The sequence below is a fragment of the Chlorobaculum sp. 24CR genome (genome assembly GCF_004118635.1).
Lineage (GTDB): Bacteria > Bacteroidota > Chlorobiia > Chlorobiales > Chlorobiaceae > Chlorobaculum.
The window spans coordinates 49,953-72,604 of sequence record NZ_SDGU01000028.1 but is presented as its reverse complement, the minus strand read 5'-3'; the positions used below and the strand labels follow the sequence as shown (position 1 = coordinate 72,604).

The 22,652-nt window shown below is 58.7% G+C and carries 22 protein-coding genes and 1 pseudogene; 10 read left to right on the top strand and 13 right to left on the bottom strand.

Translation table 11 applies throughout. The features are described 5' to 3' along the window. The first annotated feature begins 152 nt into the window (after nucleotides 1-152). The 9 genes from EST62_RS06990 to EST62_RS06950 all read left to right on the top strand — a co-directional run bounded on the left by EST62_RS06990 (nucleotide 153) and on the right by EST62_RS06950 (nucleotide 9,814). Nucleotides 153-2,099 carry an FAD-dependent oxidoreductase gene (locus EST62_RS06990; RefSeq protein WP_129051385.1) on the top strand — a complete coding sequence of 649 codons (1,947 nt, stop codon included), beginning with the start codon at nucleotides 153-155 and terminating at the stop codon, nucleotides 2,097-2,099. A 567-nt stretch (nucleotides 2,100-2,666) separates the two neighbouring features. Beyond that, nucleotides 2,667-3,380 carry a pyridoxine 5'-phosphate synthase gene (locus EST62_RS06985; RefSeq protein ID WP_129051384.1) on the top strand — a complete coding sequence of 238 codons (714 nt, stop codon included), beginning with the start codon at nucleotides 2,667-2,669 and terminating at the stop codon, nucleotides 3,378-3,380. 6 nt (nucleotides 3,381-3,386) lie between these two features. Further along, nucleotides 3,387-4,067, top strand: coding sequence for an RdgB/HAM1 family non-canonical purine NTP pyrophosphatase (gene rdgB, locus EST62_RS06980; RefSeq protein WP_129051383.1), 681 nt, complete (start codon nucleotides 3,387-3,389; stop codon nucleotides 4,065-4,067). A gap of 17 nt (nucleotides 4,068-4,084) precedes the next feature. Continuing rightward, complete coding sequence (uppP, locus tag EST62_RS06975; RefSeq protein ID WP_129051382.1) at nucleotides 4,085-4,936, top strand: undecaprenyl-diphosphatase UppP; 852 nt, start codon at nucleotides 4,085-4,087, stop codon at nucleotides 4,934-4,936. A gap of 191 nt (nucleotides 4,937-5,127) precedes the next feature. Beyond that, entirely contained in the window at nucleotides 5,128-5,994 is an 867-nt protein-coding gene (locus EST62_RS06970; RefSeq protein ID WP_129051381.1) for a PHP domain-containing protein, read from the top strand. Between the two features lie 97 nt (nucleotides 5,995-6,091). Further along, on the top strand, nucleotides 6,092-6,889 hold the full coding sequence (locus EST62_RS06965) for an ABC transporter permease (RefSeq protein ID WP_167599227.1): 798 nt from the start codon (nucleotides 6,092-6,094) through the stop codon (nucleotides 6,887-6,889). Between the two features lie 2 nt (nucleotides 6,890-6,891). Further along, nucleotides 6,892-7,626, top strand: coding sequence for an ABC transporter ATP-binding protein (locus EST62_RS06960; RefSeq protein WP_129051380.1), 735 nt, complete (start codon nucleotides 6,892-6,894; stop codon nucleotides 7,624-7,626). Between the two features lie 24 nt (nucleotides 7,627-7,650). Next, nucleotides 7,651-8,529 (top strand): MlaD family protein, encoded by an 879-nt coding sequence (locus EST62_RS06955; RefSeq protein WP_129051379.1) that lies wholly within the window; start codon nucleotides 7,651-7,653, stop codon nucleotides 8,527-8,529. 100 nt (nucleotides 8,530-8,629) lie between these two features. Continuing rightward, nucleotides 8,630-9,814 (top strand): serine hydrolase domain-containing protein, encoded by a 1,185-nt coding sequence (locus EST62_RS06950; RefSeq protein WP_371414684.1) that lies wholly within the window; start codon nucleotides 8,630-8,632, stop codon nucleotides 9,812-9,814. 30 nt (nucleotides 9,815-9,844) lie between these two features. Here EST62_RS06950 and EST62_RS06945 read toward each other — a convergent pair whose 3' ends face one another. The 5 genes and pseudogenes from EST62_RS06945 to fbp form a co-directional block, all read right to left on the bottom strand. Continuing rightward, nucleotides 9,845-10,720 (bottom strand): toll/interleukin-1 receptor domain-containing protein, encoded by an 876-nt coding sequence (locus EST62_RS06945; protein WP_129051378.1) that lies wholly within the window; start codon nucleotides 10,718-10,720, stop codon nucleotides 9,845-9,847. A gap of 199 nt (nucleotides 10,721-10,919) precedes the next feature. Continuing rightward, nucleotides 10,920-11,180, bottom strand: coding sequence for a toxin-antitoxin system HicB family antitoxin (locus EST62_RS06940; protein WP_129051377.1), 261 nt, complete (start codon nucleotides 11,178-11,180; stop codon nucleotides 10,920-10,922). Further along, the gene (locus tag EST62_RS06935) at nucleotides 11,173-11,607 is read right to left on the bottom strand and encodes a putative toxin-antitoxin system toxin component, PIN family (RefSeq protein ID WP_129051376.1); all 435 of its coding nucleotides are present in this window, start codon (nucleotides 11,605-11,607) and stop codon (nucleotides 11,173-11,175) included. Before EST62_RS06935 ends, EST62_RS06940 begins: the two co-directional genes overlap by 8 nt. A 95-nt stretch (nucleotides 11,608-11,702) precedes the next feature. Next, nucleotides 11,703-11,840, bottom strand: a pseudogene (locus EST62_RS06930) (type II toxin-antitoxin system HicB family antitoxin); the annotation flags it as partial. 97 nt (nucleotides 11,841-11,937) lie between these two features. After that, the gene (gene fbp, locus EST62_RS06925) at nucleotides 11,938-12,939 is read right to left on the bottom strand and encodes a class 1 fructose-bisphosphatase (RefSeq protein WP_129051375.1); all 1,002 of its coding nucleotides are present in this window, start codon (nucleotides 12,937-12,939) and stop codon (nucleotides 11,938-11,940) included. A gap of 235 nt (nucleotides 12,940-13,174) precedes the next feature. On the opposite strand from fbp, the gene recJ reads away from it, so the two are divergent. Next, nucleotides 13,175-14,896, top strand: a complete 1,722-nt coding sequence (recJ, locus tag EST62_RS06920) for a single-stranded-DNA-specific exonuclease RecJ (protein ID WP_129051374.1) — start codon at nucleotides 13,175-13,177, stop codon at nucleotides 14,894-14,896. 48 nt (nucleotides 14,897-14,944) lie between these two features. On the opposite strand, the gene EST62_RS06915 is transcribed toward recJ, so the two are convergent. The 8 genes from EST62_RS06915 to EST62_RS06880 all read right to left on the bottom strand — a co-directional run bounded on the left by EST62_RS06915 (nucleotide 14,945) and on the right by EST62_RS06880 (nucleotide 22,551). Next, on the bottom strand, nucleotides 14,945-15,838 hold the full coding sequence (locus tag EST62_RS06915; RefSeq protein ID WP_167599226.1) for a lysylphosphatidylglycerol synthase transmembrane domain-containing protein: 894 nt from the start codon (nucleotides 15,836-15,838) through the stop codon (nucleotides 14,945-14,947). Beyond that, a complete protein-coding gene (locus EST62_RS06910; RefSeq protein ID WP_129051373.1) occupies nucleotides 15,822-16,757 on the bottom strand; it encodes a glycosyltransferase family 2 protein in 936 nt (311 codons plus the stop codon). The genes EST62_RS06915 and EST62_RS06910 overlap by 17 nt, the downstream gene beginning before the upstream one ends. After that, complete coding sequence (locus EST62_RS06905) at nucleotides 16,754-18,319, bottom strand: glycosyltransferase family 39 protein (RefSeq protein WP_129051372.1); 1,566 nt, start codon at nucleotides 18,317-18,319, stop codon at nucleotides 16,754-16,756. Before EST62_RS06905 ends, EST62_RS06910 begins: the two co-directional genes overlap by 4 nt. Next, on the bottom strand, nucleotides 18,316-18,969 hold the full coding sequence (locus EST62_RS06900; RefSeq protein ID WP_167599225.1) for a phosphatase PAP2 family protein: 654 nt from the start codon (nucleotides 18,967-18,969) through the stop codon (nucleotides 18,316-18,318). Before EST62_RS06900 ends, EST62_RS06905 begins: the two co-directional genes overlap by 4 nt. A 236-nt stretch (nucleotides 18,970-19,205) precedes the next feature. Then, nucleotides 19,206-19,928, bottom strand: coding sequence for an energy-coupling factor ABC transporter ATP-binding protein (locus EST62_RS06895; protein ID WP_129051371.1), 723 nt, complete (start codon nucleotides 19,926-19,928; stop codon nucleotides 19,206-19,208). Nucleotides 19,929-19,955: 27 nt separating this feature from the next. Continuing rightward, a complete protein-coding gene (locus tag EST62_RS06890; protein WP_129051370.1) occupies nucleotides 19,956-20,708 on the bottom strand; it encodes an energy-coupling factor transporter transmembrane component T in 753 nt (250 codons plus the stop codon). Next, the gene (locus tag EST62_RS06885; RefSeq protein ID WP_129051369.1) at nucleotides 20,705-21,733 is read right to left on the bottom strand and encodes an energy-coupling factor ABC transporter permease; all 1,029 of its coding nucleotides are present in this window, start codon (nucleotides 21,731-21,733) and stop codon (nucleotides 20,705-20,707) included. Before EST62_RS06885 ends, EST62_RS06890 begins: the two co-directional genes overlap by 4 nt. Nucleotides 21,734-21,756: 23 nt before the next feature. Beyond that, a complete protein-coding gene (locus EST62_RS06880; protein WP_167599224.1) occupies nucleotides 21,757-22,551 on the bottom strand; it encodes a transporter in 795 nt (264 codons plus the stop codon). Nucleotides 22,552-22,652 lie beyond the last annotated feature (101 nt).

Sequence of the window (22,652 nt, the reverse complement as noted above, 5' to 3'; positions counted from 1 at the left end):
AGTCAAGGTCGAGAAATTGAGTATAAAAAGTTGCATTCACAGCAGCTCCAACTCTTCTAAATACCTCGAAGCTCTGCTTCGAGGATCCTTTATTATACAGATTGCCTTCACGTAGTTGTTCAGCGACTTTTCGAACCGCCATCACTTTCCTCATGCAGCGACGCGAGTTTTTCCACCATTTTCTCAAACGCGCCGGTATCGGGGCGGGCGCTCTCGGCGCCGCAACTGCCGGTCTTGTCGGCTATTACCAACCGCGCAAGGAGGTTTACGGCACCTCCGGCAAGAACAACGACGAGCTGGCCGAAAAGCTCGCGACGCCGAAAAAGGCGGTGGTGATCGGCGGCGGGCTGGCCGGCATCAGCTCGGCGCTGGAGCTGGCGTGGCGGAACTTCGAGGTGACGCTGGTCGAACTCTCGCCGTCGCTCGGCGGCAAGCTGACCGGCTGGCCCATCGACGCGCTCGGCGAGCAGTTTCCGGTGGAGCACGGCTTTCACGGCTTTTTCGAGCAGTACTACAACCTGAACGAAATGTTCGCCTCGGCGGGTATCGGCAGCGAGATGTTCACCGCCTCGCCCGGCTATCCGGTCATCTTCAGCGACAAGCAGGTCGAGGTGTTCGGCCAGACGCCGAAGTGGTTTCCGTTCAACATTTTATCGGTGGTGCAGCAGTCGAAACGGCTCGACATCGCGTCGTTCCTGAAGGAGTACCCCGGACTGTGGCCGGTCATCAGCATGTTCCGCTACCAGTACGACCGCACCTTCCACGACTGGGACAGCATCGATTTCATGACCTACTGCCGCCGCGGCGAGGTGCTTCCGGCCTTCATCGACACGGTGCTGCACCCCTTTTCGGACGCCACGATGAACCGCATGGAGGTGCTCTCTGCCGCCGAGGCGATACGCTATTTTCACTTCTATTTTATGGGAAGTCCGGAGGGCCTGGCCTTCAAAATCACCACAAAAGATTGCATGAGCGCCCTCATCGATCCGCTGGAGAAGAAGCTCAACGAGATGGGCGTGCGCATACTGAAAGGGCGCAAAGCGAGCAAGCTCGTGCTGCAGGAGGGGCGCGTCACGGCGGTGCGGCTCGACGGCGCGGGAGCTTCGAGTGGCGCGGTGGCTTCGATTCCGAAGCGCGAGGTGCCGGTGACGGGGTGGCTGCAACATACCACCGAAGCGGGATTTCCCGTGCTCGTGGCGCGACGGGGCGCGTCGTGGGTCGCCCTCGACGGGCGCTGTACCCACATGGGCTGCCCGGTCAGCCCCGAAGAGGGCACGGACGGCGGCTTGTACTGCCCCTGTCACGCCGGTCGGTTCGACGCCGAAGGGGTGCCGTTCAGCGGGCCGCCCGAAGCGCCGCTCGTCAGGTTCGAGGTGCGTGAGGCGGGGGAGATGCTCGTGATCGAGCAGAGGTCGTCAGCCTCGTCGCCCGGCGAAGTCACCGCCGAAGAGCTGCCGTGCGACTACTGCGTCGTGGCCTCGGACGTGCGCGGTTCGCGAGAGCTGATCGCGGGCAGCCAGCTCGGCAACGGTGACTTCGCCAGCCGCGTGGCCGCGCTTGGGGAGGCCGACCCCTACGTCGTCTGGCGCGTCTGGCTCGACCGCCCGCTCAAGTCCGCCGACTTTCCTTTTTACACAGTCTCCGGTTACACTTACACCGACTCGATCAGCTTCTACTCAAGCTTCCAGCAGCCCTTCATCGACTGGGCGAAGCGCACCGGCGGCTGCGTCGCCGAACTGCACGCCTACGCCGTTGCACCGGAAGATGTCCGCTCCGAGCCGGAGATTCGCGCCGCGATGCTGCAAGAGTTCTACGCTATGTTCCCCGAAGCCCGTGAAGCGTCGATCCGGCACGAAATTTTCATGATGCAATCCAACTTCACCCGCTGGGCACCCGGTGAGCACGCCAATCGTCCCGGCGTTGAAACCCCGTATCCCAATTTATTCCTCGCCGGCGACTGGGTCCGCACCAACGCCCCGGTCTTCCTCATGGAAGCCGCCGCCTTCACGGGCCGCCAGGCCGCGAATGCCATTGCCGCAAAAGAGTCGCTGCGGCAGAGGCCGCTGCCGATTGTGCCGATGGACGGGATTTTTGCGTAGGAGACCTGCATACATTTATACGTTGGCAGGTCGAGAAGCCATACCTTATCGAAAAAGGAGGAGACGAGTATAGCGCAACAACCATCACGCCGTCAGTACGGCAAGCTGTTCAAGATCGATGCGCTTTGGCCATGCGGGTTACTATTTTCCTGAAAAAGCACCTTGGATGTCCGGTGTTTTCTCTTTCTTTCCGGTCACAGATTTTCTCCTTTTTACAATGACAGGAATCTATGATCGTTGACACGGTTTAGCGAAAAGACCCGGTTTTTCAATAACCATCGCCATGTTGTTCCTGTGTTTTGTCCGTAGCTTTATCGTGCCCGCATTGGCAAGGTTTGAATCATTCCGAGACGAATAGAATACTGCCGCATCACGGCCAAGTTCCCGGAAGAACCTTTTGCAACGCTCTTCTGCAGGGACAAACACACAGGTTCGTCCCTGCAATCACCTCCCGCTCCATCCGCGTCTCTCCCCCTGATTGTAACCGTATGTTTCTTTTGTTTTTTCCTATCTTCTCAACTCACCGGAAAATTCCCGAATCATGAACATTACCGAGGAGCTATGACCATGAGACTCGCCGTTAACATCGACCATATCGCCACGCTGCGTAACGCCCGGAACGAAGGACATCCCGATCCCGTCGAGGCCGCCCTGCTCGCCGAAAAGCACGGCGCGGCGGGCATTGTCTGCCACTTGCGCGAAGATCGCCGCCACATCAAGGACGACGACCTCGCCCGGCTGCGGGAGGCCGTCACCACCAAGCTCGATCTCGAAATGGCCATGACCAGCGAAATACAAAAAATCGCGCTTGCGCTCAGGCCCGACCTCGTCACACTCGTGCCCGAAAAGCGCGAGGAGCTGACCACCGAGGGCGGATTCGCTATCCAGAAGCACTTTACCCGCCTCTGCGAATTTGTCAAGCCATTGCGCGACAAGGAGATAGGCGTCAGCATCTTCATCGAGCCGGAGGAGGAGTCGATCGCGCTCGCCGCCGAAGCCGGGGCCAATATCGTTGAATTTCACACCGGTATCTACTCGCTCTGCACAAGCGACGCTCAGACGGCATACGAACTCGAACGCATCCGCAACTCGGCGCGCATCGCCCGCGAAATGGGCCTCTCTGTGGTCGCAGGGCACGGCCTCAGCGTACTCAACATTGCGCCATTCAAGGAGTTGCGCGACATCGAAGAGGTCAGCATCGGCCACGCCATCATCGCCCGCGCCGTCTTCATCGGCCTTCCGGCAGCTATTCAGGAAATCCTTGACCTCATCCGCCGATAATCGAATATGGAACCGAAACACCCCGACATCACCATCGTTCTCGCCACCGGCAACAAGGACAAGGTTCGCGAACTGAAGCCAGTGCTCGAAGGCCTCGCCTCCGGCATCAGCGTTCGCTCGCTCCATGACCTCTCGCTCGACATAGAGGTCGAGGAGACCGAGCCGACGCTCGAAGGCAACGCGCGGCTCAAGGCCGACGCCATCTTCGAGCTGGTTTCGCCGCGCCTCGACTGGTTCATCGCGCTGGCCGACGACACCGGCCTCGAGGTCGATGCGCTTGGCGGCGCGCCCGGCGTCTATTCCGCCCGGTACGCACCCGTGCCGGAAGGCGCGACGCGCACCTACGCAGACAACGTCCGCCACCTGCTCTCGGAGATGCGCGGCAAGAGCGAGCGCACGGCCCGCTTCAGGACGGTCATCGCCATGAAGGGTCGCCTGCCCGCGCCGGACGGGCGGGCGATGCTCTTCGACGAAACCACCGACGGGCACATCGACGGCCTCATCACCACCGGGCCGCAGGGCGACGGCGGCTTCGGCTACGATCCGGTCTTCGCGCCGGAGGGGATGGAGCGCACCTTCGCCCAGATCGGCATCGACGAGAAAAACGCCATCAGCCACCGCGGACGCGCCGTCATGGCGGCGGCAACGCGCATCGGCGAGCTCCTTTCACAATGCGGCATCCAGTAACCGAAGCATAACCATCCATGACCCTCATCCAGGCCATCACTCTCGGCATCGCTCAGGGACTCACTGAATTTTTACCCATCAGCAGTTCGGCCCATCTGCGCATCGTTCCGGCCCTCATGGGGTGGGAAGATCCGGGCGCGGCCTTTACGGCGATCGTGCAGATCGGCACGCTCGCGGCGGTACTGATCTACTTCGCCAAAGACATCGCCTCGATCAGTGGCGCGGTGATTTCGGGAGTGCTGAAAGGCAAGCCGCTTGAAACGGACGAAGCGCGGACGGGATGGATGATCGCTGCCGGAACGATACCGATCGTCGTGTTCGGACTCGCGTTCAAAGACCAGATCGAAACCGTCCTGCGCTCGCTCTACTGGGTTTCGGCGGCGCTGATTCTGCTGGCCCTCGTGCTGGTCGTGGCCGAAAAGCACACCGCAAACCGCGCCCGCGACGGACGCAGAGGAAAAGCGATCAAGGAGATCACCTGGACGGACGCCATCATTATCGGCCTGGCGCAGGCGATGGCGCTCATTCCCGGCTCGTCGCGCTCCGGCGTCACCATCACGGCGGGGCTGTTCCGCAACCTCGACCGCGAAACCTCGGCGCGATTCTCTTTTCTGCTCTCGCTTCCCTCGGTCTTCGCGGCGGGCGCCTACCAGCTCTACAAAACCTGGGACATCATCACCGCCTCGAACGACAACATGATCGCGATTGCCGTAGCCACGGTTTTCGCCTTCGTTTCCGGCTACCTCTCCATCGCCTTTCTGCTCGCCTACCTCAAGCGCCACACCACCGGCGTCTTCATCGGCTACCGCCTGATCCTCGGCATCGCCCTGATCGTCATGATCGGTACCGGTCACCTGCTGCCCATGTGACAAGCGGGGACTGATCGGACGAATCTGTCCGGCCAGTTCCGCCTGGAGGGTCTGGACCCGCCTCGTCTCCCCCACGTTCTACCCTCCTGCAACTTTCAGCCGCAAAAAATTATTGTCAATTCTGTACAAGAGAGAAGGAATTTTTATTATATAGTCAGATTGAAAAAAAACACTAAAAACAGAATTTGGCCATGCCATACAGCTCGTCAGGTGTAGGGCATAATGGCTTTGATAAAGCGGATTTACACATACACACCAAATGTTCGGACGGTCTGTTCACTCCAGAAGAGATCGTGCGCAAGGCGCTTCGTGTCGGACTGAAAGCCATCAGCATCACCGATCATGATACCGTCACGGGTATAGACAAAGCAAAGCCATTAGCACTCGAATTGGGTCTGGAGCTTATCCCCGGTGTGGAGATGAGCTCAGCCTACAAGGGATATGACATTCATATCCTCGGTTATTTTTTTGACTATCAGCAATCCGAGCTGAAGAGTTATCTGGATCACTGCCGCCAACTCCGCACGGATCGGGCGGAGCGCATGGTGCAGAAGCTGGCGAAGATGGGCGTCAAGATCGAGATCGAACAGATCATCATCAAGGCCCAGAACGGCAGCGTGGGGCGTCCGCACATCGCGGCGGTGCTTCAGGATGGCGGCTTCGTCAAAAGCTTCAGCGAGGCGTTCAGCAAATACCTCGGCTCGCACAGTCCGGCCTACGTCAAAAGCATCGAGACGCATCCGCAGGAGGTTCTCCGACTCGTCAACGAAGCGGGGGGGCTGTCATTTCTGGCTCATCCCGCGCAGAACGTGCCCGATGAAATCCTGCGCCAGCTCATCTCTTTCGGGCTGGACGGCCTCGAAATCATCCATCCTTCGCACGATGCGTACCGGCAGAACTACTACCGTGAAATCGCCAACGAGTACTTCCTGCTCTTTTCGGGCGGCTCGGACTACCACGGCCTGAAGGATCACGAAGACAATTTCGGCCAGATATGGATTCCCTACGAATGGGTGACCAAAATGAAGAGCCGACTCTATCCGGTGGCCAAAGGGTGAGATTTTTGCCCCCTTTGGCTGAACATTCGCTCAGGTTTTCATATACTTGCACCGGAAGCCGCGCACTGCATTTTTTTGATGAATCGAATCTGTGATTATGGCATCGACCTTCATCGGTAACTACGTGGACAGCAAGATGCTCCGGCTCAAGGAGCTGCTGCTGACCATGCAGGAATTTTTCTACTTCGCGCTCCGGGCCTTCTCCACCCTGCCCAAGGCGAAGCGCTACTGGCGGGACGTGCTCGACCAGGCGCTGATTTGCGGAGTCGAGTCGATCCCGATCGTCCTGGTCAGCTCGATCTCCATCGGGGCCTTGATGTCGATGGAGGTGGGCAATCTGCTCGAAGAGTTCGGCGCGAAAACGATGCTCGGCCGCTCCACCTCGAACGCCGTGCTGCGCGAACTCGGCCCGCTGTTGATGGGCCTCATGCTCTCGGCCCGCTACGGATCGCGCAACGGCGCGGAGCTTGGCGCGATGCAGATTTCCGAACAGATCGACGCCCTGCGCGCCTTCGGCACCGACCCCATCGCCAAGCTCGTCATGCCGAGGCTCTTGGCGGCGCTCATCATGTTCGTGCCGCTCATCGCCCTCTCGGACTTCGCCGGGTTGCAGACCGGAGCGCTCGTGGCCGAATACTACCACAAAATCGATCCCGGCATCTTCTGGAACTCGATCTACCCGAGACTCGCCCCCAAGGACTTCGTCGTCAGCTTCCTCAAGGCGCCGGTCTTCGCCATCATCATCACGCTGGTCAGCAGCTTCAACGGCTTCTCGGCTCGCGGCGGCACGGCGGGCGTGGGACGCTCGACCATCAAGGGAATCGTCGCTTCGTCGGGCCTGGTGCTCGTGGCCAACTTCTACGTCTCGAAAATCGTGCTCGACATCATGCACTGATTATGATTGAACTCCGGAATGTCACGCTGAAGTACGGCGAAAAGGTGATTCTCGACAAGGTTTCGCTGGCCGTGCAAGACAACACCATCAAGGCGATTCTCGGCCCCAGCGGCGTCGGCAAGAGCACCATCATCAAGCTGATGCTCGGCCTCATCAAACCCAACAGCGGCCAGGTCTTCGTCGATGGCGTTGACATCACGCCAATGAAGGAGGCCAATCTCTACCCGATCCGGCGCAAAATGGGCATCGTCTTCCAGGGCAACGCGCTCTTCGACTCGATGACCATCGCCCAGAACATGAGCTTCTTTTTGCGCGAAAACCTCCGGCTGCCCGACGAGGAGATACGCCGCCGCGTGATGGAACAGATTCGTTTCGCCGGACTCGAAGGCTACGAAGATCAGCTCCCCGAAAGCCTCAGCGGCGGCATGAAGAAGCGCGTGGCCATTGGCAGGGCGCTGATTTTCAACCCGAAGATGATCCTCTTCGACGAGCCGACCGCCGGTCTCGACCCGGTCAGTTCGCGCAAAATCCTGAACCTGATCACCTCGCTCAAAAAGAGCAACGACCTCGGCGCGGTGTTCGTGACCCACATCATCGACGATGTCTTCGCCATCGCGGACGAAGTGGCCGTGCTCTACCAGAGCAAAATCATCTTCGACGGCCCGACGGAAAAACTGCACGAGTCGGAGCATCCGTTCATCCGTTCGATCCTGTCGGACAAGATTCTCGAACTTTAATTTTTTCAAGACCCCTGTCACCGTATGAGAAACCTGAAAGAACTGAAATGGAGTGACCTGAAAACCGGCATCTTCTTTTTGCTCGGACTCGCGTTCGCCGCCTATCTCGGCCTGGTGATCGGCAAGAACACCAGCATCTTCACCGGCGTGACTACCATAAGGATTTTGACCAGCAACGTTAACGGCCTCGCTGAAAACAATTTCGTGGCGGTCTCCGGCAAGAAGATCGGCACCGTCTCGAAGCTCAGCTTCACCACGCAGAACGATTCGCTGTTCGTCGTGGCTGACCTGAAGTTGCAAAACGAGTTCGCCGGACTGGTCACCAAGGACTCGAAAGCCGCCATCCGCTCCCTCGGCGTGCTCGGCGACAAGTATGTCGATATCACCGCGGGCGTCGGCAAACCGGTCAGGGAAGGCGACTACATCCAGCTCACCCCCGAAGACGGCCTGGCCGGACTGACAACGAACGCCAAGCAGACCATCGAAAAACTCAACACGCTGCTCGACCAGCTCAACCACGGCGACGGCCCGGCGGGGCGGCTCATTTCGGACAAGCAGATGGGCGAGGACTTGCAGAAAACCGTGGCCAACCTGCGCAAGAGTTCGGAGGAACTGACCAGCGTCAGCAGGCAAATCTCCAGCGGCAAGGGACTCCTGTCGAAGCTGCTGCACGACAAGTCGCTGGCCGACGACACCGCAGAGACCATCGTAAACCTGAAGAACGCCGCCGCTGAAACCGAGACGCTCATGAGGCAGCTCAACGAGGGCAAGGGTTCGCTCGGCAAGCTCAACAGCGACCCCGCGCTTTACAACAACCTCAGCAGCTCGCTGGTGTCGCTCGACTCCCTGCTCACCGATCTGAAGAAAAGGCCGAAGCGGTACGTGCGCTTTACGCTCTTCTGAGGCATTCCGGCAGGAGAGGCACGATGAACAGACAGAGAAAGAGGACGGCCACAAGAGCCGTCCCTACAGTCGGCAATGGCTGGCGGTTGTCAGGATATTCATGTTCAAGGTTTTCGTGCGGCATTATGCCGGATACGGATGGCTCGCGATGAAAGCGCTTCGATCACTTCTCTCACTCCTCGTCAGCGTGGCTGTAATGACGGCTGCGCTGACGGCGGAAGCCAGAACTCCCGATTTCGCAAAGCTCGACGCGGTGATGAAACGCGCCGTCGCCGACAGCGTCTTTCCCGGCGCGAGCCTCGCGGTGATCTACCGGGGTAAAACGTTGTATCACAAAGCCTTCGGGCGGCTCACCTACGACGCGGCGAGCGCACCGGCGGATACCACGACCATCTACGACGCCGCTTCGTTGACGAAAGCGGTCGTCACCACGAGCATTGCCATGCAGCTCGCCGAGCGCGACTCGCTCGACCTGCAAACGCCTGTCGCCCGCTACCTGCCCGGCTTCGCCTGCAACGGCAAGGGGCGCGTCACCATCGAGCAGCTCATGCGTCACACCTCCGGCCTGCGAGCGCACAGCTTTTACGCCAAAACGTGCAGCACGCCCGGCGAAGTGTTCCGCGCCATCGAGCAGGACTCGCTGATTTACACGACGGAAAGCAAGACGAAATACAGCGACCTGAACTTCATTTTGCTCGGCAGAATCATCGAAAAGCTGACCGCAGAGAGCCTCGCCGCCAACTTCCACGCCCGCTTCGCCGCGCCGCTCGGCATGAGTTCGACGCTCTTCAACCCGCCGCCGCCGCTCCTCTTTCGGATAGCGCCAACCGCGCCCGACGCTGCCTGGCCGCTCGCCACGCCGCGCCCGCTCGTCAACGACCAGAACGCCGCCCTCCTCGGCGGAGCCGCCGGCCACGCAGGCCTGTTCACCACAACAGGTGATTTGACGAAGATGGTGCAAATGCTGATGAACGGCGGGGAGCTGGACGGCAAGCGCTCCATCGCGGCATCGACGGTCAGGATGTTCCTGAGGAAAACCGAATGGCCGCGAGCTATCGGCTGGGACATGGCCACCCCCGGCAAATCCTCCGCAGGCACCCGCTTCTCCGCCAACTCTTGGGGCCACCTCGGCTACACCGGCACCAGCATCTGGGTCGATCCGGAGAAAGATTTAGCGGTGATTTTATTGAGCAACCGGGTCTGGCCGACGGAGGCGAACATCAAGATTCGCAAGTTCCGCCCCGTGCTGCACGACACGGTGGTGGAGCGCGTTGTGGGGAAATGATGGAAAGAGGAGAAATGATGAACACAAATTTCACATTCCATAATATTTAGAGCTGAACGCTACAGTGATAGGGCCGCCATCATGCACACACATCACATTGATTTTCAATTTCTTTTTGTGATCGTAGTATGTATGACAATGCACTTTAGACCTCACAAGATCAAGCTCGCTTGGATTGATGCTCAGTGCTCCTAACATCGGTTCTGGATCAAACTCTTGGTCTTGATTGAAAGGAATTGTGCGTTTCAAATCAACCTCGATGAAAGTGATAAAATTACCTTCCCTCTCTAAAAACATCCTACTTTCATCATTTTCCACTATGATATTACCAGCCTCGTTTATTTCGCCTCCGACGATATCAAAAACCTCTTTGACACTCATGCCCATATACTGAAATGGGCGATAAAAAGGCTTTGATAACATCTGCAAGTTAAAAACAAATGCCCGATCAAGCGCTTCTCCAAGCGAGGCTCTCGTTCGGGTTGTATCCAGTATTGACTTGTTAAACACAAGCCCCATACTCTCTACTAATTGCCTTAAAGCATACGAGTAGTTCGTTTCATCAGTGAAGTCCGCATAGAATTTTCCAAGTAGGAAGCCTGGGAGATCACAGGCAAGGTACATTATTGGAAGCACCTTTATCCTGTGGCCTGCAATTTCTTGGTTCATGGCAACATCTAACTCTCGCTGAACCCAAGGAGACGCAACTGAATTTGGAGAGAGAATCACCGCCACGAAGTCAGCTTCATCGATGCCTTCTCGTATTTTCGTAATAAGAGATTCACCAACCTTTATTTCCGCCTCATCCAGCCAATATTCAGCACCATGTGTTTCAAGATCAAGCGCTAGTTTTCGCACGAATGGTTTATCTGCATGGGTATGACTAAGAAAAATTCTTTTGCTCATATAGGTTCTCTTAATTCTTATCAAATCTTGTTCCTTTATAGCAATCGAATTGAAACAGCCAATAGCACTTACTTAGGCCGAGTACACATCAATTCACTCTCAACGAGTCCACATCCTCATCACTTTTACAACCCTCTCCTCCTCATAAACCTGATAGTGCTTTACCTTAAATATGCTCCTGACTAATCACCAACAGCTTTTATGCCATCTTATCCCAATCAGGAACCGGTCGTTTTTTGACTTTTGCCATAACCTCATCGAAACCGGCAAGAATCTCTTTTTTCGAGTGACCCTTCAATAAACTTGACATACGTTTCCCTGCCTCGATATTGCCAATCTCTTTGGTGAAAATATACATTGCGAGCTGATTGATCGAAACCCCTTGCTCTTCCGCAACCTGAGCGATTCTGTTTTTCAGTTCCGAAGGTACTCTGATGGTCAAAACATTTACCTTAGACATCTTTGCTTCTCCATAGTTTAACAAATTCAGCAGGCGTCACAACTTTCAATTGATCGAACCTGAGTTCCGCATTATCAAAATCTTTCACGTTGCTCGTTACCAGATAATCACTTTGACTTGCGATAGCCAGTTCGACAACCATGTTGTCTTTTTCATCTTTCAGGTTTGGCCGAAAAAGAAAATAGGACTTATACGGTTTTCCAACCCAGGCAATAAATCGCAGAAATTTATCAATATCCTCAACATCCAGTTCAAGGTCATCGAGAGACTTTTCTCTCTTTAACACATCCTCATATTCCTCAAACAGCGGAACGGAAAGAGCAATCTGAATCCTTATTTCGCGCACCTGCTGAAGAATATAGAAGGATGCTCCACTTGAGCTTTTCAGCGCCTGATACATTATGTTTGTATCCAATGTGATCAACATGAATCAAGATAGCGTATGTGCTTGCAAAAACCAAGAGCATTTATCTGCCCAGCTAAAAGGTACTGCGACTGTGAGCCGCTGTCCCTGCCCGCTGCTCACGCATACGCAAGCCGACCTTTCGGCTGCGGAATCGGCCTGCCGAGACTTGTGGCGGTTTCGATCCACTCATCGATCATCTGTTCTGCATTGCCGAGAGCCTCCTGATAGCTCTTGCCGTCCGCCATCCTCTGCGGGTGTTGTCCCGATGTATTTCCGGATGCCGATCCCCGAAAAACCGAAAACCCCAACCAATCGGCTGGGGCTTTCGGTATCAGACAAATCCAATAAATCCTACCTCTTGCCCTGCTCGAACTCTTCGGCGATGAGCACGTCCGACTTGCTGCCGATGTAGAGCGGGGTGCGCTGGTGGAGTTCCGTGGGTTCGATGTCGAGGATGCGGCGGTGGCCGTCGGTGGCCCGGCCTCCGGCTTGTTCGCAGATGAAGGCCATCGGGTTGGCTTCGTACATCAGGCGGAGCTTGCCGTTTTGGTGCTTGCTGGTTGCCGGATAGACGAACACGCCGCCGGTGAGCAGGTTTCGGTGGAAGTCGGCGACGAATGAGCCGATGTAGCGGGTGCTGTATGGGCGGCCAGTTGGCTTGTCCTCCTCCTTCAAGTAGTCGAGGAAGCGCTTGGTGCCGTCGTTGAACTCATGCCACGAGCCTTCGTTGACCGAGTAGTATTTGCCGCGTTCCGGCGTTTTGATGTTATCGTGCGAGAGCAGGAACTCGCCGACGGTCTGGTCGTAGGTGAAGCCGTGTACGCCGTGCCCGGTGGTGTAAACCAGCATGACCGACGAGCCGTAAATCACATACCCGGCGGCAACCTGATCGGCGCCTTTCTGCAGGCAGTCGTCGAGACTCGCTTTCGACGGGTCGTCGCTCTTGAGCCGGTAGATCGAAAAGATGGTGCCGACGCTGACGTTCACGTCGATGTTCGACGAGCCGTCGAGCGGGTCGAAGAGCAGGACGTATTCGCCCGACTCGAACTTGGGCGGCGTGATGGTCTCTTCGTTCTCCTCGGAGCCCATGATGGCGAAGCGCCCGTGCTGGCCGATGGCATTGATGAGCCGTTCGTTGGCGAACAGGTCGAGCTTTTTGACCTCCTCGCCCTGCACGTTGGTTGATCCGGCAAGGCCGAGAATGTCGGCCAGACCCGCCCGGACGACTTCGCGCCGCACCAGCTTGGCCGCGAAGGCGACGTCGTTCAGAAGGTCGGTAACTTCGCTTTTGATTTCGGGATAGCGCTTCTGCAATTGCAGAAAATGGCTTTCGATGGTGGTGAGCTTGTTCATCACAAAATCGTTCAGAAGGTTATAAGGAGGCCGGTTCAGCCGGAGCTTTGGCGCCAATCAATGCCAGGGCGGTCTTGTCGCTGTCGAGCCGGTAATCGGCAATCTTGAAATCTATGCTATTTTCAAGCCTATTCCAACGTTACGGGATTCCGGGCCGCCCACTATTTTCTTTCTGAAGAACCGGGCAAATATCCGTACATTGGCCGACCCGCTTTTTCGACTCAAGAACTTGTACATGAAACGCTTCCGCTGGACCCGTCTCGATCCCGAACCTACCCTGGTGCAGGGGCTTGCCGAATCGATCAACGTCAGTACGCCGATCGCCGCCGCCCTTTGCAATCGCGGTATTTCGAGCTTCGAGGAGGCGCGCCAGTTTTTTCGCCCGTCGCTCGACGAGATTCCGTCGCCATTCCTTTTCAGTGACATGAAACGCGCCGTCGCGCGCCTCTCGAAGGCGATTGCCGGTGGCGAAAAGATCATGGTCTATGGCGATTACGATGTCGATGGCACCTCCGGAACGGCCATGCTCTCGCTGTTTCTGCGTGAAATCGGGGCCGATGTCTGTCACTACATCAACGACCGCTTCACCGAGGGGTACGGGCTTTCAGAGAGCGGCATCGCCTGGGCGGTCGGGCAGAAGGTCTCGCTCATTGTCACGGTCGATTGCGGCATCTGCGCTATCGCCGAGGTGAAGGCGTGCGCCGCCAAAGGGATCGATGTCATCATCTGCGACCATCATGAAGCCGGGGAGCTGCCGGAGGCGGTCGCGATTCTCAACCCGAAGGTGGAGGGCAGCGGCTATCCGTTCCGCGAGCTGTGCGGCTGCGGCGTGGCGCTCAAGCTCATCCAGGCGATGGTCGAGGCCAGAGGCGATGGCCTGGAGGGGTGGCGGAAATATCTCGACTTCGTGGCCCTTGCGACCGCCGCGGACATGGTGTCGCTGCACGGCGAGAACCGCGTCTATCTGCGCGAGGGGATCGAGCTGATGCGCCGGTCGCCCCGCGTGAGCTTCCGGGCGATGGCCGAGAATATGAAGGTCAACCTCGCCGAGTTCGGCATGATGAACATCACCTTCGGCATCGCGCCCCGGATCAACGCCGCTGGGCGCATGGAGTCCGCCGACGCGGCGATGCAGTGGATGCTCTGTTCCGGCGAGGCGGAGGCGCGAGTTCACGCGGCGGAACTCGAAGCGCTGAACGGGCGACGGCGGGAGATCGATGCCGAAATTACGTCGCGCGCCGAAACGATGGTGGCGGGCCATTGCGCCAGCCACTGCTCCTCGATTGTGCTGTATGACGAAACGTGGCACCTCGGCGTACTCGGCATCGTGGCCTCGAAGCTGCTCGACAAGCACCAGCTACCCACCGTCGTGATGGGGCGGATGAACGGCCTCATCAAGGGGTCGGTCAGGAGCGTCGATCAGCTCAACATCTACGACGTGCTGCACGAGTGCCGCGAGCATCTCGAACAGTTCGGTGGCCACCACCAGGCGGCGGGACTGACGCTCAGGCCCGAACAGCTCGAAGCGTTCCGCCGCCGCTTCGACGAGGTGTGCCGCGAGCTGCTGCCGGTCGAGGCGCGCCAGAAGTCGCTCTTCATCGACGCCGAACTTGCGCTCGACGAAGTCACCCCGAACTTCCTCAACGTGCTCGAACAGTTCGCGCCCTTCGGCTTCGCTAACCGAGAGCCGCTCTTTTCCGCCACCGGATGCCGCCTGGTTGGCAAACCGAAACTGCTGCGGGAACGGCACGTCAAGTTCACGGTACGAGGAGGGCGTGGCGCTTCATTCGAGGTGATCGCTTTCGACCGCCCCGACCTGTTCACCGACCTCGAATCTTGCGGAACCGCCGCAACCCTGCAACTCGTCTGCATCCCCGAAAGAAATCAATGGAACGGCCGAGAATACGTGCAGCTAAGGTTGAAAGATTTGGCAGTGGGGGAAGTAAACGGCTTATAGGTCGTATAGGACTTATAAGACCTATACGACCTATAAGTCCTATTTTCCTCACTTCGAGGCCAGCGAGTGGCCGGGTTCGTGTTTTATTTTGGCCAGAATTCCCACCAGCGACGAGATTGCCGAGATGGCGAAAAATATGAGCGAGAGCGCGATGCCGGTGTTGACGTCGAGGCCGAGGTGGTTCAGGGCGTAGAAGAAGGTGACTTCGCGCGCTCCGGCTCCGCCGACGGTGAGGGGCAGAATTGTGGCGACGCTCGAAATCAGGAAGATGGCCAGATAGTCGATCTGGTGCGCCGTGGCCGACATCGCCATGAGAATGAACCACGCCGAGATGACCTGGGTCGCCTGAATCACCAGTGACTCGAATGCCGTCACGATGAAGACCGGCATGAACTGGCGGTAGAAAAGCCAGGTCAGCAAGAGTGACAGCGGGTAGGCGACTCCGGCGATCACCCAGATCCAGAGCATTTCACCGGGGTAGAGCGCCGCGAACGAACTCGGTATGATCAGCAGCGCCGACAGGAAGATGAGCGCGAAAATGCCGCTGACCCTGTCCCAGAAGACGGCGTTGAAGATGTTGATGACCGTCAGGCCGTGATTTTTTTTCAGTACGTAAATTTTGTAGCCGTCACCCCCGATGCCGCCTGGCAAAAAGAGGTTGTAGAACATGCCGAGGTAGTAGAGCTTCAGGTTGTACCACGCCGAGAGTTGCAGGCCGATTGACGTAAAAAAGCGGTTCAGCCGTACGGCGTTGACGATCTTCGAGATATTGAAAAAGAGGATCGCGCCGAGAAGGTGCCACGGGTTGGCATGGCCGATGAGCGAGGCGAGCCGGTTTGTATCGGTTTTGCTGAGCACGATGGCGAGCGCCGCTACGGTGAGCAGAAGCTGGATTGCCGTTTTGAACACCTTGCTTTTGATGGAGCTACTTGCTTTTGTCAACGATCTCTCTGATGATATAGGGTTTCTTGTTCTGCGACTCGTAGTAGGTGCGCATGATGAATTCGGCGATGAAGCCGGTGGTGATGAGCTGGATGCCGATGAAGGTCAGAATGACGCCGAGGCTGAGAAGCGGGCGTCCGCCGATGTCGTGACCGAGCACTTTGAGCGCGAGCAGGTAGAAATCGATGCCGAGGCCGACGAACAGCGTGATGAAGCCAAGCGAGCCGAACAGGTGCATTGGCCGGTGGGCGTACTTCTGGTAAAAAACCATGAACAGGAGGTCACTCAACACCTTCAACGTTCTGCCGATGCCGTACTTCGACTTGCCGTATTTCCTCGCGTGGTGCCTTACGTCAACCTCCTCCATCCTCGCGCCGTAGAGCTGCACGAGCACCGGAATGAAGCGGTGCAGTTCGCCGTACAGACCGAGATTTTTCGCCACGTCGTGCTTGAATACTTTCAGCGTGCAGCCGTAATCGCGGATGTGGACGTTGGTCAGGTTCCGGATCAGCGCGTTGGCGATCCTGCTCGGAATCTTGCGCAGCATCATGCCATCTTTCCGGCCCGCCCGCCTGCCTGCGACCACGTCGAGCTTTTTTGATTCGAGGTGGGCGATCATCATCGGAATGTCGGCGGGGTCGTTCTGCAAATCGCCATCCATCGTGGCGATCAGCTCGCCCTGGGCCTCGTCGATGCCTGCCGACATGGCCGCCGTCTGGCCGTAATTCTTGTTGAGCACCACCAGCCTCGCGTTCGCCGGAGCGAGCCGTTCGATTTCGGCAACGGTCGAATCGGTCGAGCCGTCATCGACCAGAACGATTTCGTGCTCGATGCCCCGGAGCGCCGAGGCGAGCGCCAGGAAGAGCGGGCCGATGCTTTCGGCCTCGTTCATGAGGGGTATGACGACAGAGAGTTTCATCGGGAAGTCGGTTGAGTCGGCATTCTGACGAGCATGATTCCATGCTTGCCGTACAGCCGCTCGACCGGGCCGAGCTTTTCGAGACGGTCGATGCTGGTGAGCACCACGTCACCCGGTTCGGGGAAGCGCCGTTCGGCAAAAGAGCCTGAATATACGAAAAAAGAGGGGTAATAGACCTCCCACATCACGATTTTCAGACCCTCCTTCCGGGCCAAGAGCGCCGCCTCTTTGACCGGTGCCTGCATCACTCTGGCGGCCATCGGCATCGCCACGAAGTTGAATGAGAAGGTCAGCAAAGCTCCGCCGATGATGAAGCGCAACGGAGGCGCGATCACCGGCAGGAATTGCAGCAGCACACAGAGCGCCGCCGCCGCGAGCATGAGCAGCGAAAAGTGGATGGCCGCCATCTCCGCGAGAAATCCCTGAAGCTGGGCCTGGATGAAGAGATTGTCCATCGACGGCATCAACTGCGCCAGCACGAGCGGCAGGGCGGCGAGGAGCAGCAACAAACCGGCGGGCCAGAGCGCGAGCAGCCAGGAGCGCTCGATTTTCGACAGCTCCGCGCCAAAGAGGATGAAGAGCGGCGTGTAGCCGTAGATCATGTAGTGCGGCAGCTTGGTGCCCGAAAGTGAAAAGAAGACGAAGACGAAGGCGAACCAGATCAGGCAGAACTGCCAGAGCGGGTCGGCAAGGCGTGAGCGGAGCCTGGTGAAGAGTCCGAAAAACAGCCCGGTCGAGGGCATCAGGCCGATGAGCACCACCGGAATGTAGTACAGCAGCGAGCCGGAATGTCCCTCCATCGAGCCTTTGAAGCGGCTGACGTTGTGCTTCAGGAAAAAGCCGTCGATGAAGGCCTGTCCCTGCTCGCGGTATTCGAGTATGTACCACGGCAGCGCGATCACCAGAAAGAGCGCGATGGCCGTCGGATTGAGCATGGCGCGGAACCACGCCTTTAACTCCTTCTGCGCAAGGAAGAAGAGAAATGAGACCACCACCGGAATGAGAATCGCCACCGGCCCCTTGTCGAGCATTCCGAACCCCATTGCCGCGAACGCGACGTAAATCCACGATCGTCGCTTCGTGCGCCAGTGGGTGAAGAGCGCCGCGAGCGCAACGGCCAGGCAGAGGTTGAGCACGGCGTCGGCGATGGCCGCCTTGGCGATGATGCTCACCTGCAACGAAAGCGCCATCAGCGCCGTGGCGAACATCGCCTCGGTTTCGTTGCGCTCGCGGCGCACGAAGAGATAAATCGCGCCCGCCCAGAACGCCGCTGCGATGGCCGATGGTAGCCGGAAGGCCAGCTCGTTGATGCCGAAGGTTTTGATCGAGAGCAGTTGCAGCCAGTAGATCAGGATTGGTTTGTCGAAGCGGAGCGCGCCGTTCAGGTAGGTGGTGAGGTAGTTTTTCGACACCAGCATTTCGCGCGTCGCCTCGCTGAACGCGCCTTCGTCCACGTCGAAGAGCGGGCCGGAACCGATTCCGGCGAAAAAGCACAGGAAGACGAGGAGGGCCAGACCGGCGAGGAGCGTGTTTCTGTTTGGCGTCTGTGATTCTGGTTTCATGGCGAATGGTCGAAAGAGAGCATTGGTAATCTGGGCTTGTCACCCGCAACGGGCGGGAAAAAGCGACGGTAGAGCAGCGCGACCGTCGCGACGCCGAGCGCTGAACCGGCCACGATGTCGCTCAGGTAGTGCTGGCAGAGCACGACGCGGCTCGCGGCGATCACGACTCCGGCGATGATGAACGCGGGCCTGAAGCGCGGAAAGAGCAGCGACAGACTCAGCGCCGCGCTCAGGGCTGTCGTTGAATGGCCGGAGGGAAACGACTGCCAGGTGTGATCGAAATGCCATCCGAACAGGTCGAATCCATAGATACCCTGTTGCAGGAAAAGCGTTGGTCTCGCCCGGCAGAGGATGATTTTGAAGAGATCGGACGTCAGTCCCGACGCGGCCACCGTGCTGAACAGGAACAACCCTTTCACGGAGATTTGACGATTCCGCTTCCGGAATCCGGCGTACAAAAGGAGACCGCCCGCGAGATACCATTCGGATTGCCCCGCTCTGGTGATTGCCTCCCAGACGCGATGCCAGAGTCCGGTGTCGAGCTGGTGGAAAAACAGCGTCAGCGGTTGGTCGAAGAACAGAAAAGAGACAAGGCAGAACAGCGCGATTGCCGCAGGCAGCAGTTGGTTCCGACCTCGTTTATCCATCATGTTGCGTTTCGATTTTGTACTGACTTGATGCCTGGCCCTGCCCGGAATTTTCGGGACGACCGCGGTGATTCACACTCGCCGCTTTTGATTGCACTGCTTACTCGCGCTTGCCAGCGCGTTGGCGGTGGATGAAAATAACCATTTTTCCATGAGACTTCACGCCGCGCCGTCGAAGCGCCGCTTCAGCCGGCATTGACAGGGCTTTTGAGACAGCCTCATGGGAAGGAAGAATGTTTTTATTCGCCCTGCAACCTGAGCGGAAGCTCCAGGCCGTTCGCTTCGAGCAGCTCGCGATTCGCGAGAATCTCTTTTGTTGGGCCATCGGCGATGATCTTTCCTTTGTTCATGATGCAGACGCGGGTGCAGGTTTCCCAGATGAAGTCAAGGTCGTGGGAGACGGTGAGTTTTGTGGTCGGCAAACCGTTGACCAGTCGGATGAGCATCCGGCGGTTGCGGGGGTCGAGGTCGGAGGTGGGTTCGTCCATGACGAGAAGCTCCGGCTTCATGACGAGCACCGCCGCCAGCGCGGCGAAGCGCTTCTGGCCTTGCGAGAGGTGGGCGGGCGGTTTGTCGCGCACCTCCCAAAGCCCGAACAGCCGCAGCAGACGTTCGGCTTCGGCGCGGCTCTCCGCTTCGCCCATGCCGAGATTCGAGGGGCCGAACATCACGTCGTCGTAAACCCTCGCCATGAAGAGTTGATCGTCCGGTTTCTGGAAAACCAGCCCCACCATCTGCCGAATCTGCTCGACCGTTTTCCTTTCCACCGCGATGCCGCCGATTCGCGCCGATCCCGCCTGCGGCAGATGCCAGGCGTTCAGGTGGCTGACGAGGGTCGATTTGCCCGCGCCATTCGATCCGGCGATGCCGAGCGATTCGCCTTTTGCCACGCAGAGGCTGAGACCGTCGAGCGCTTTGGTGCCGTCGGGGTAGGCGAAGGCGAGCTGTTCGATCTCGATCAAATCGGAATCTCCTGCGGAAAAAGGTGTTCAGAAAAGGTGGCGAACAAGGGCGAAGAGCGCCGCCGCGCCAGCGATTGCGGCGACGTCGCCGGGCTTCAGCGGCATGGCTGGGCGTGAATCCAGCGCCGCGATGAAGCCGCGTGCGCTCATTGCCATGTAGATTCGCTCGGCCCGCGCGGTCGTGCCGATGAAGAGCGAGCCGATGAGCCGCGCCGTCACGAGCACCCCCTTGCCGCGCCCCCCGAAGCTGCGCAGGTCACGCGCTTTCTGCATCATTTCGGCCTCCTCGGCGAGCAGAAAGCTGTAGCGCCAGACCAGCAGCAGTTGCGTGACGAACGGCTCCGGCACGCGGAGGCTCCGGAGCGCCATGCCGAAGCGGTGGAAGGGCATGATGGCCATGAGCGAGAGCAGCGCGACGAGCGTCACCACCGTTTTCAGCACGATCACCGAGGCCGAAACCGCGCCGCCGGTGATGGCCAGTCCGGCTATCGTCACGGCGGCGGAGCGGTCGAGCGCGAGGTTGCCCGCCGCCATGAAGAGGATAAAGGGCGAAACGACGACGAGGCGCTTGAGGAGCGGCAGCAGCGGGATTCCGGCGGCGGTCGCGAAGAGCAGAGGAAAGGCCGCGAAAGCGATCACTCCGGCGAGGTCGAACTTCGGCACGGAGATCACAAAGAGGATGAAGAGCGCGAGCATGACGATGGCCGCGCCGTCTCCAACCGGCAGCGGGCGCGATGGATTGTCGTTGCGCAGGTTGCCGATGTCGAAGCGGTTCGTCACGGTTTTCCGGACATTGGCGAGCGTTTGCGCAAAAAGAGGCCCGCCGCTCCGGCAAGCACGAGCACCATCAGGCTTCCGGCGATGCCGGAGAGCGAGGTTCCGGCGTTGACGGGCGAGGCCGTCGGGGCTGTCGTCGTCGCCTCGTCGCCGGTTTTCCTGAAATCGTAGTCCGGCAGGATCGCCAGCTTTTTCTGCAATCCTTCGAGGAACTCGTGAGCCGTTTCGGCGGGCGAGTCCAGCTCCTCCTTGCCGACCACTTTGGCGACCGACCACTCCAGGCCGTCCGGATTCGATGAGGCGAACCACGAAAGCGCCCCGCCGATGGCGAGCGCTGCGACGAACAGGCTCGCCGTCACGATGCCGGTTTTCGGGGCGCGAGTTTCGGAGGTCGGGCGCAGAAGCCCCGGTTCGGTGGAGGTGATGAACGAGAGCACACCCCAGGTCAGCACCCCTTCGACGATGCCGATGGCCACGTGGATCGGCAGCATGAAGAAGACGAAGAGGTTGAACGGCAGGTCAGAGATGCCGGACAGCGTGGTCTGCGTCACCACCGAAAAGGCTCCGGCCAGCAGACCGAACGTGGCGGCGGCGATGCTCGCCGTGGCGAGGCGCACGGGTGAGCTGCCGTCGCCCGCGATGGGGCGGAAGAGGAGCGGCCAGGCGACGAAGGCCGGGATGAAGGCGATGTTGAAGATGTTGCAGCCGAGGGCGAGCAGGCCGCCGTCGGCGAAGAAGAGCGCCTGGATGACGAGCACCGAGGCGAGCGCGATGAAGGCCCGCCACGGGCCGAGCAGCACCGAGAGCAAGAGGCCGCCGCCGATGTGCCCGCTCGATCCGGTGCCGGGAATGGTGAAGTTTATCATCTGCGCCGCGAAGACGAACGCGCCCATCACCCCCATCAGCACGGTCTTCGAGCCGTCTGGTTCCGCCGGGATTTTCCTCGACGACAGGCCGATCATCCCGGCGCTGATTGCCCAGAACGCGCCGCCGACAACCGGCGAAAGCAAGGCGTCCGACATGTGCATGGTTCGCTCTCCCGTGGTTTGGTTCAGAAGCGCATCGTCACGCCGGCGAGCAGCGTGGTGTCGGTTTCGGCGTCATTCAGGCCGCCACGAATGCCGAGGTCGAGGTCGGCGTTGTCGGCGACCTCGTAGATCAGACCGCCGAGAATGTAGGCCGGATGGGTATCCGAATCTTTCTCTGAATTTGTCTCGATGCCGATGTCGCCCACGGCCCTGAGCTTGTCGGTCACGTTCAGCTCGGCGGCCATCGACGCGCGCCAGATGTTCGTTCTCGACGATTCGCTGAGTTCGTCGAGCTTGTACTCATTGTGGCTGTAGCCGAGGTTGAAGTGGAAGGTGGCCAGCTTGGCCTCGCGCGTGGCGATGAGCGTCACATTGCCGGAAACCTTGCCGGAGCCGAGGCCTTTGCGCTCGTCGCCGGTCGGCAGGGTAAGGCCGGGTTTGAGCGCGAGGCTGAAGCCGGTGTCGGGCAGTTCGTAAAAGCGCCATTTGATTTGCAGGGCGACGTCGCCGAGGCCGTGCTCATCAGCCATCTTCACGCCATTCTCTTTTTCCGTTCGCCACTCCCACGGCATACCGGCGATCAGGTCGATCTTGTCCGTCAAACCGTAGGTGAGGGTGGCCGAAACCGCGCCGCCGGTCTCCTTGCATGACACTCCGGCTTTGCTCTCCTTGTTTGTCGCGGACTCCACGCCAATTTCGATCTGGCTGTGAGTCGCGCCCTGGGTGCCGGTGTCGTCGGTCTGGAGCGGCATGGCGGCAAAAAGCGGCGTCGAGCAAAGCATGAGCGCCGAGGCGAGCAGCGTGGTTTTTTTCTGCATGGCGAAGCGTTGTTGTGGTTGTCGATAGCATGAAAATAAGATTTGTGCTATCGATGAGCAACAGGTAACGGGGTTGAATCGGTTTCCTGCCGATAATGTCA

What these genes read in the sequence shown, in the direction of transcription:
- EST62_RS06990 (WP_129051385.1), top strand. Translation starts at nt 153, where the DNA reads ATGCAGCGACGCGAGTTTTTCCACCATTTTCTCAAACGCGCCGGTATC.
- EST62_RS06985 (WP_129051384.1), top strand. Translation starts at nt 2,667, where the DNA reads ATGAGACTCGCCGTTAACATCGACCATATCGCCACGCTGCGTAACGCC.
- rdgB (WP_129051383.1), top strand. Translation starts at nt 3,387, where the DNA reads ATGGAACCGAAACACCCCGACATCACCATCGTTCTCGCCACCGGCAAC.
- uppP (WP_129051382.1), top strand. Translation starts at nt 4,085, where the DNA reads ATGACCCTCATCCAGGCCATCACTCTCGGCATCGCTCAGGGACTCACT.
- EST62_RS06970 (WP_129051381.1), top strand. Translation starts at nt 5,128, where the DNA reads ATGCCATACAGCTCGTCAGGTGTAGGGCATAATGGCTTTGATAAAGCG.
- EST62_RS06965 (WP_167599227.1), top strand. Translation starts at nt 6,092, where the DNA reads ATGGCATCGACCTTCATCGGTAACTACGTGGACAGCAAGATGCTCCGG.
- EST62_RS06960 (WP_129051380.1), top strand. Translation starts at nt 6,892, where the DNA reads ATGATTGAACTCCGGAATGTCACGCTGAAGTACGGCGAAAAGGTGATT.
- EST62_RS06955 (WP_129051379.1), top strand. Translation starts at nt 7,651, where the DNA reads ATGAGAAACCTGAAAGAACTGAAATGGAGTGACCTGAAAACCGGCATC.
- EST62_RS06950 (WP_371414684.1), top strand. Translation starts at nt 8,630, where the DNA reads ATGTTCAAGGTTTTCGTGCGGCATTATGCCGGATACGGATGGCTCGCG.
- EST62_RS06945 (WP_129051378.1), bottom strand. Translation starts at nt 10,720, where the DNA reads ATGAGCAAAAGAATTTTTCTTAGTCATACCCATGCAGATAAACCATTC.
- EST62_RS06940 (WP_129051377.1), bottom strand. Translation starts at nt 11,180, where the DNA reads ATGTCTAAGGTAAATGTTTTGACCATCAGAGTACCTTCGGAACTGAAA.
- EST62_RS06935 (WP_129051376.1), bottom strand. Translation starts at nt 11,607, where the DNA reads ATGTTGATCACATTGGATACAAACATAATGTATCAGGCGCTGAAAAGC.
- fbp (WP_129051375.1), bottom strand. Translation starts at nt 12,939, where the DNA reads ATGAACAAGCTCACCACCATCGAAAGCCATTTTCTGCAATTGCAGAAG.
- recJ (WP_129051374.1), top strand. Translation starts at nt 13,175, where the DNA reads ATGAAACGCTTCCGCTGGACCCGTCTCGATCCCGAACCTACCCTGGTG.
- EST62_RS06910 (WP_129051373.1), bottom strand. Translation starts at nt 16,757, where the DNA reads ATGAAACTCTCTGTCGTCATACCCCTCATGAACGAGGCCGAAAGCATC.
- EST62_RS06905 (WP_129051372.1), bottom strand. Translation starts at nt 18,319, where the DNA reads ATGAAACCAGAATCACAGACGCCAAACAGAAACACGCTCCTCGCCGGT.
- EST62_RS06900 (WP_167599225.1), bottom strand. Translation starts at nt 18,969, where the DNA reads ATGATGGATAAACGAGGTCGGAACCAACTGCTGCCTGCGGCAATCGCG.
- EST62_RS06885 (WP_129051369.1), bottom strand. Translation starts at nt 21,733, where the DNA reads ATGCACATGTCGGACGCCTTGCTTTCGCCGGTTGTCGGCGGCGCGTTC.
- EST62_RS06880 (WP_167599224.1), bottom strand. Translation starts at nt 22,551, where the DNA reads ATGCAGAAAAAAACCACGCTGCTCGCCTCGGCGCTCATGCTTTGCTCG.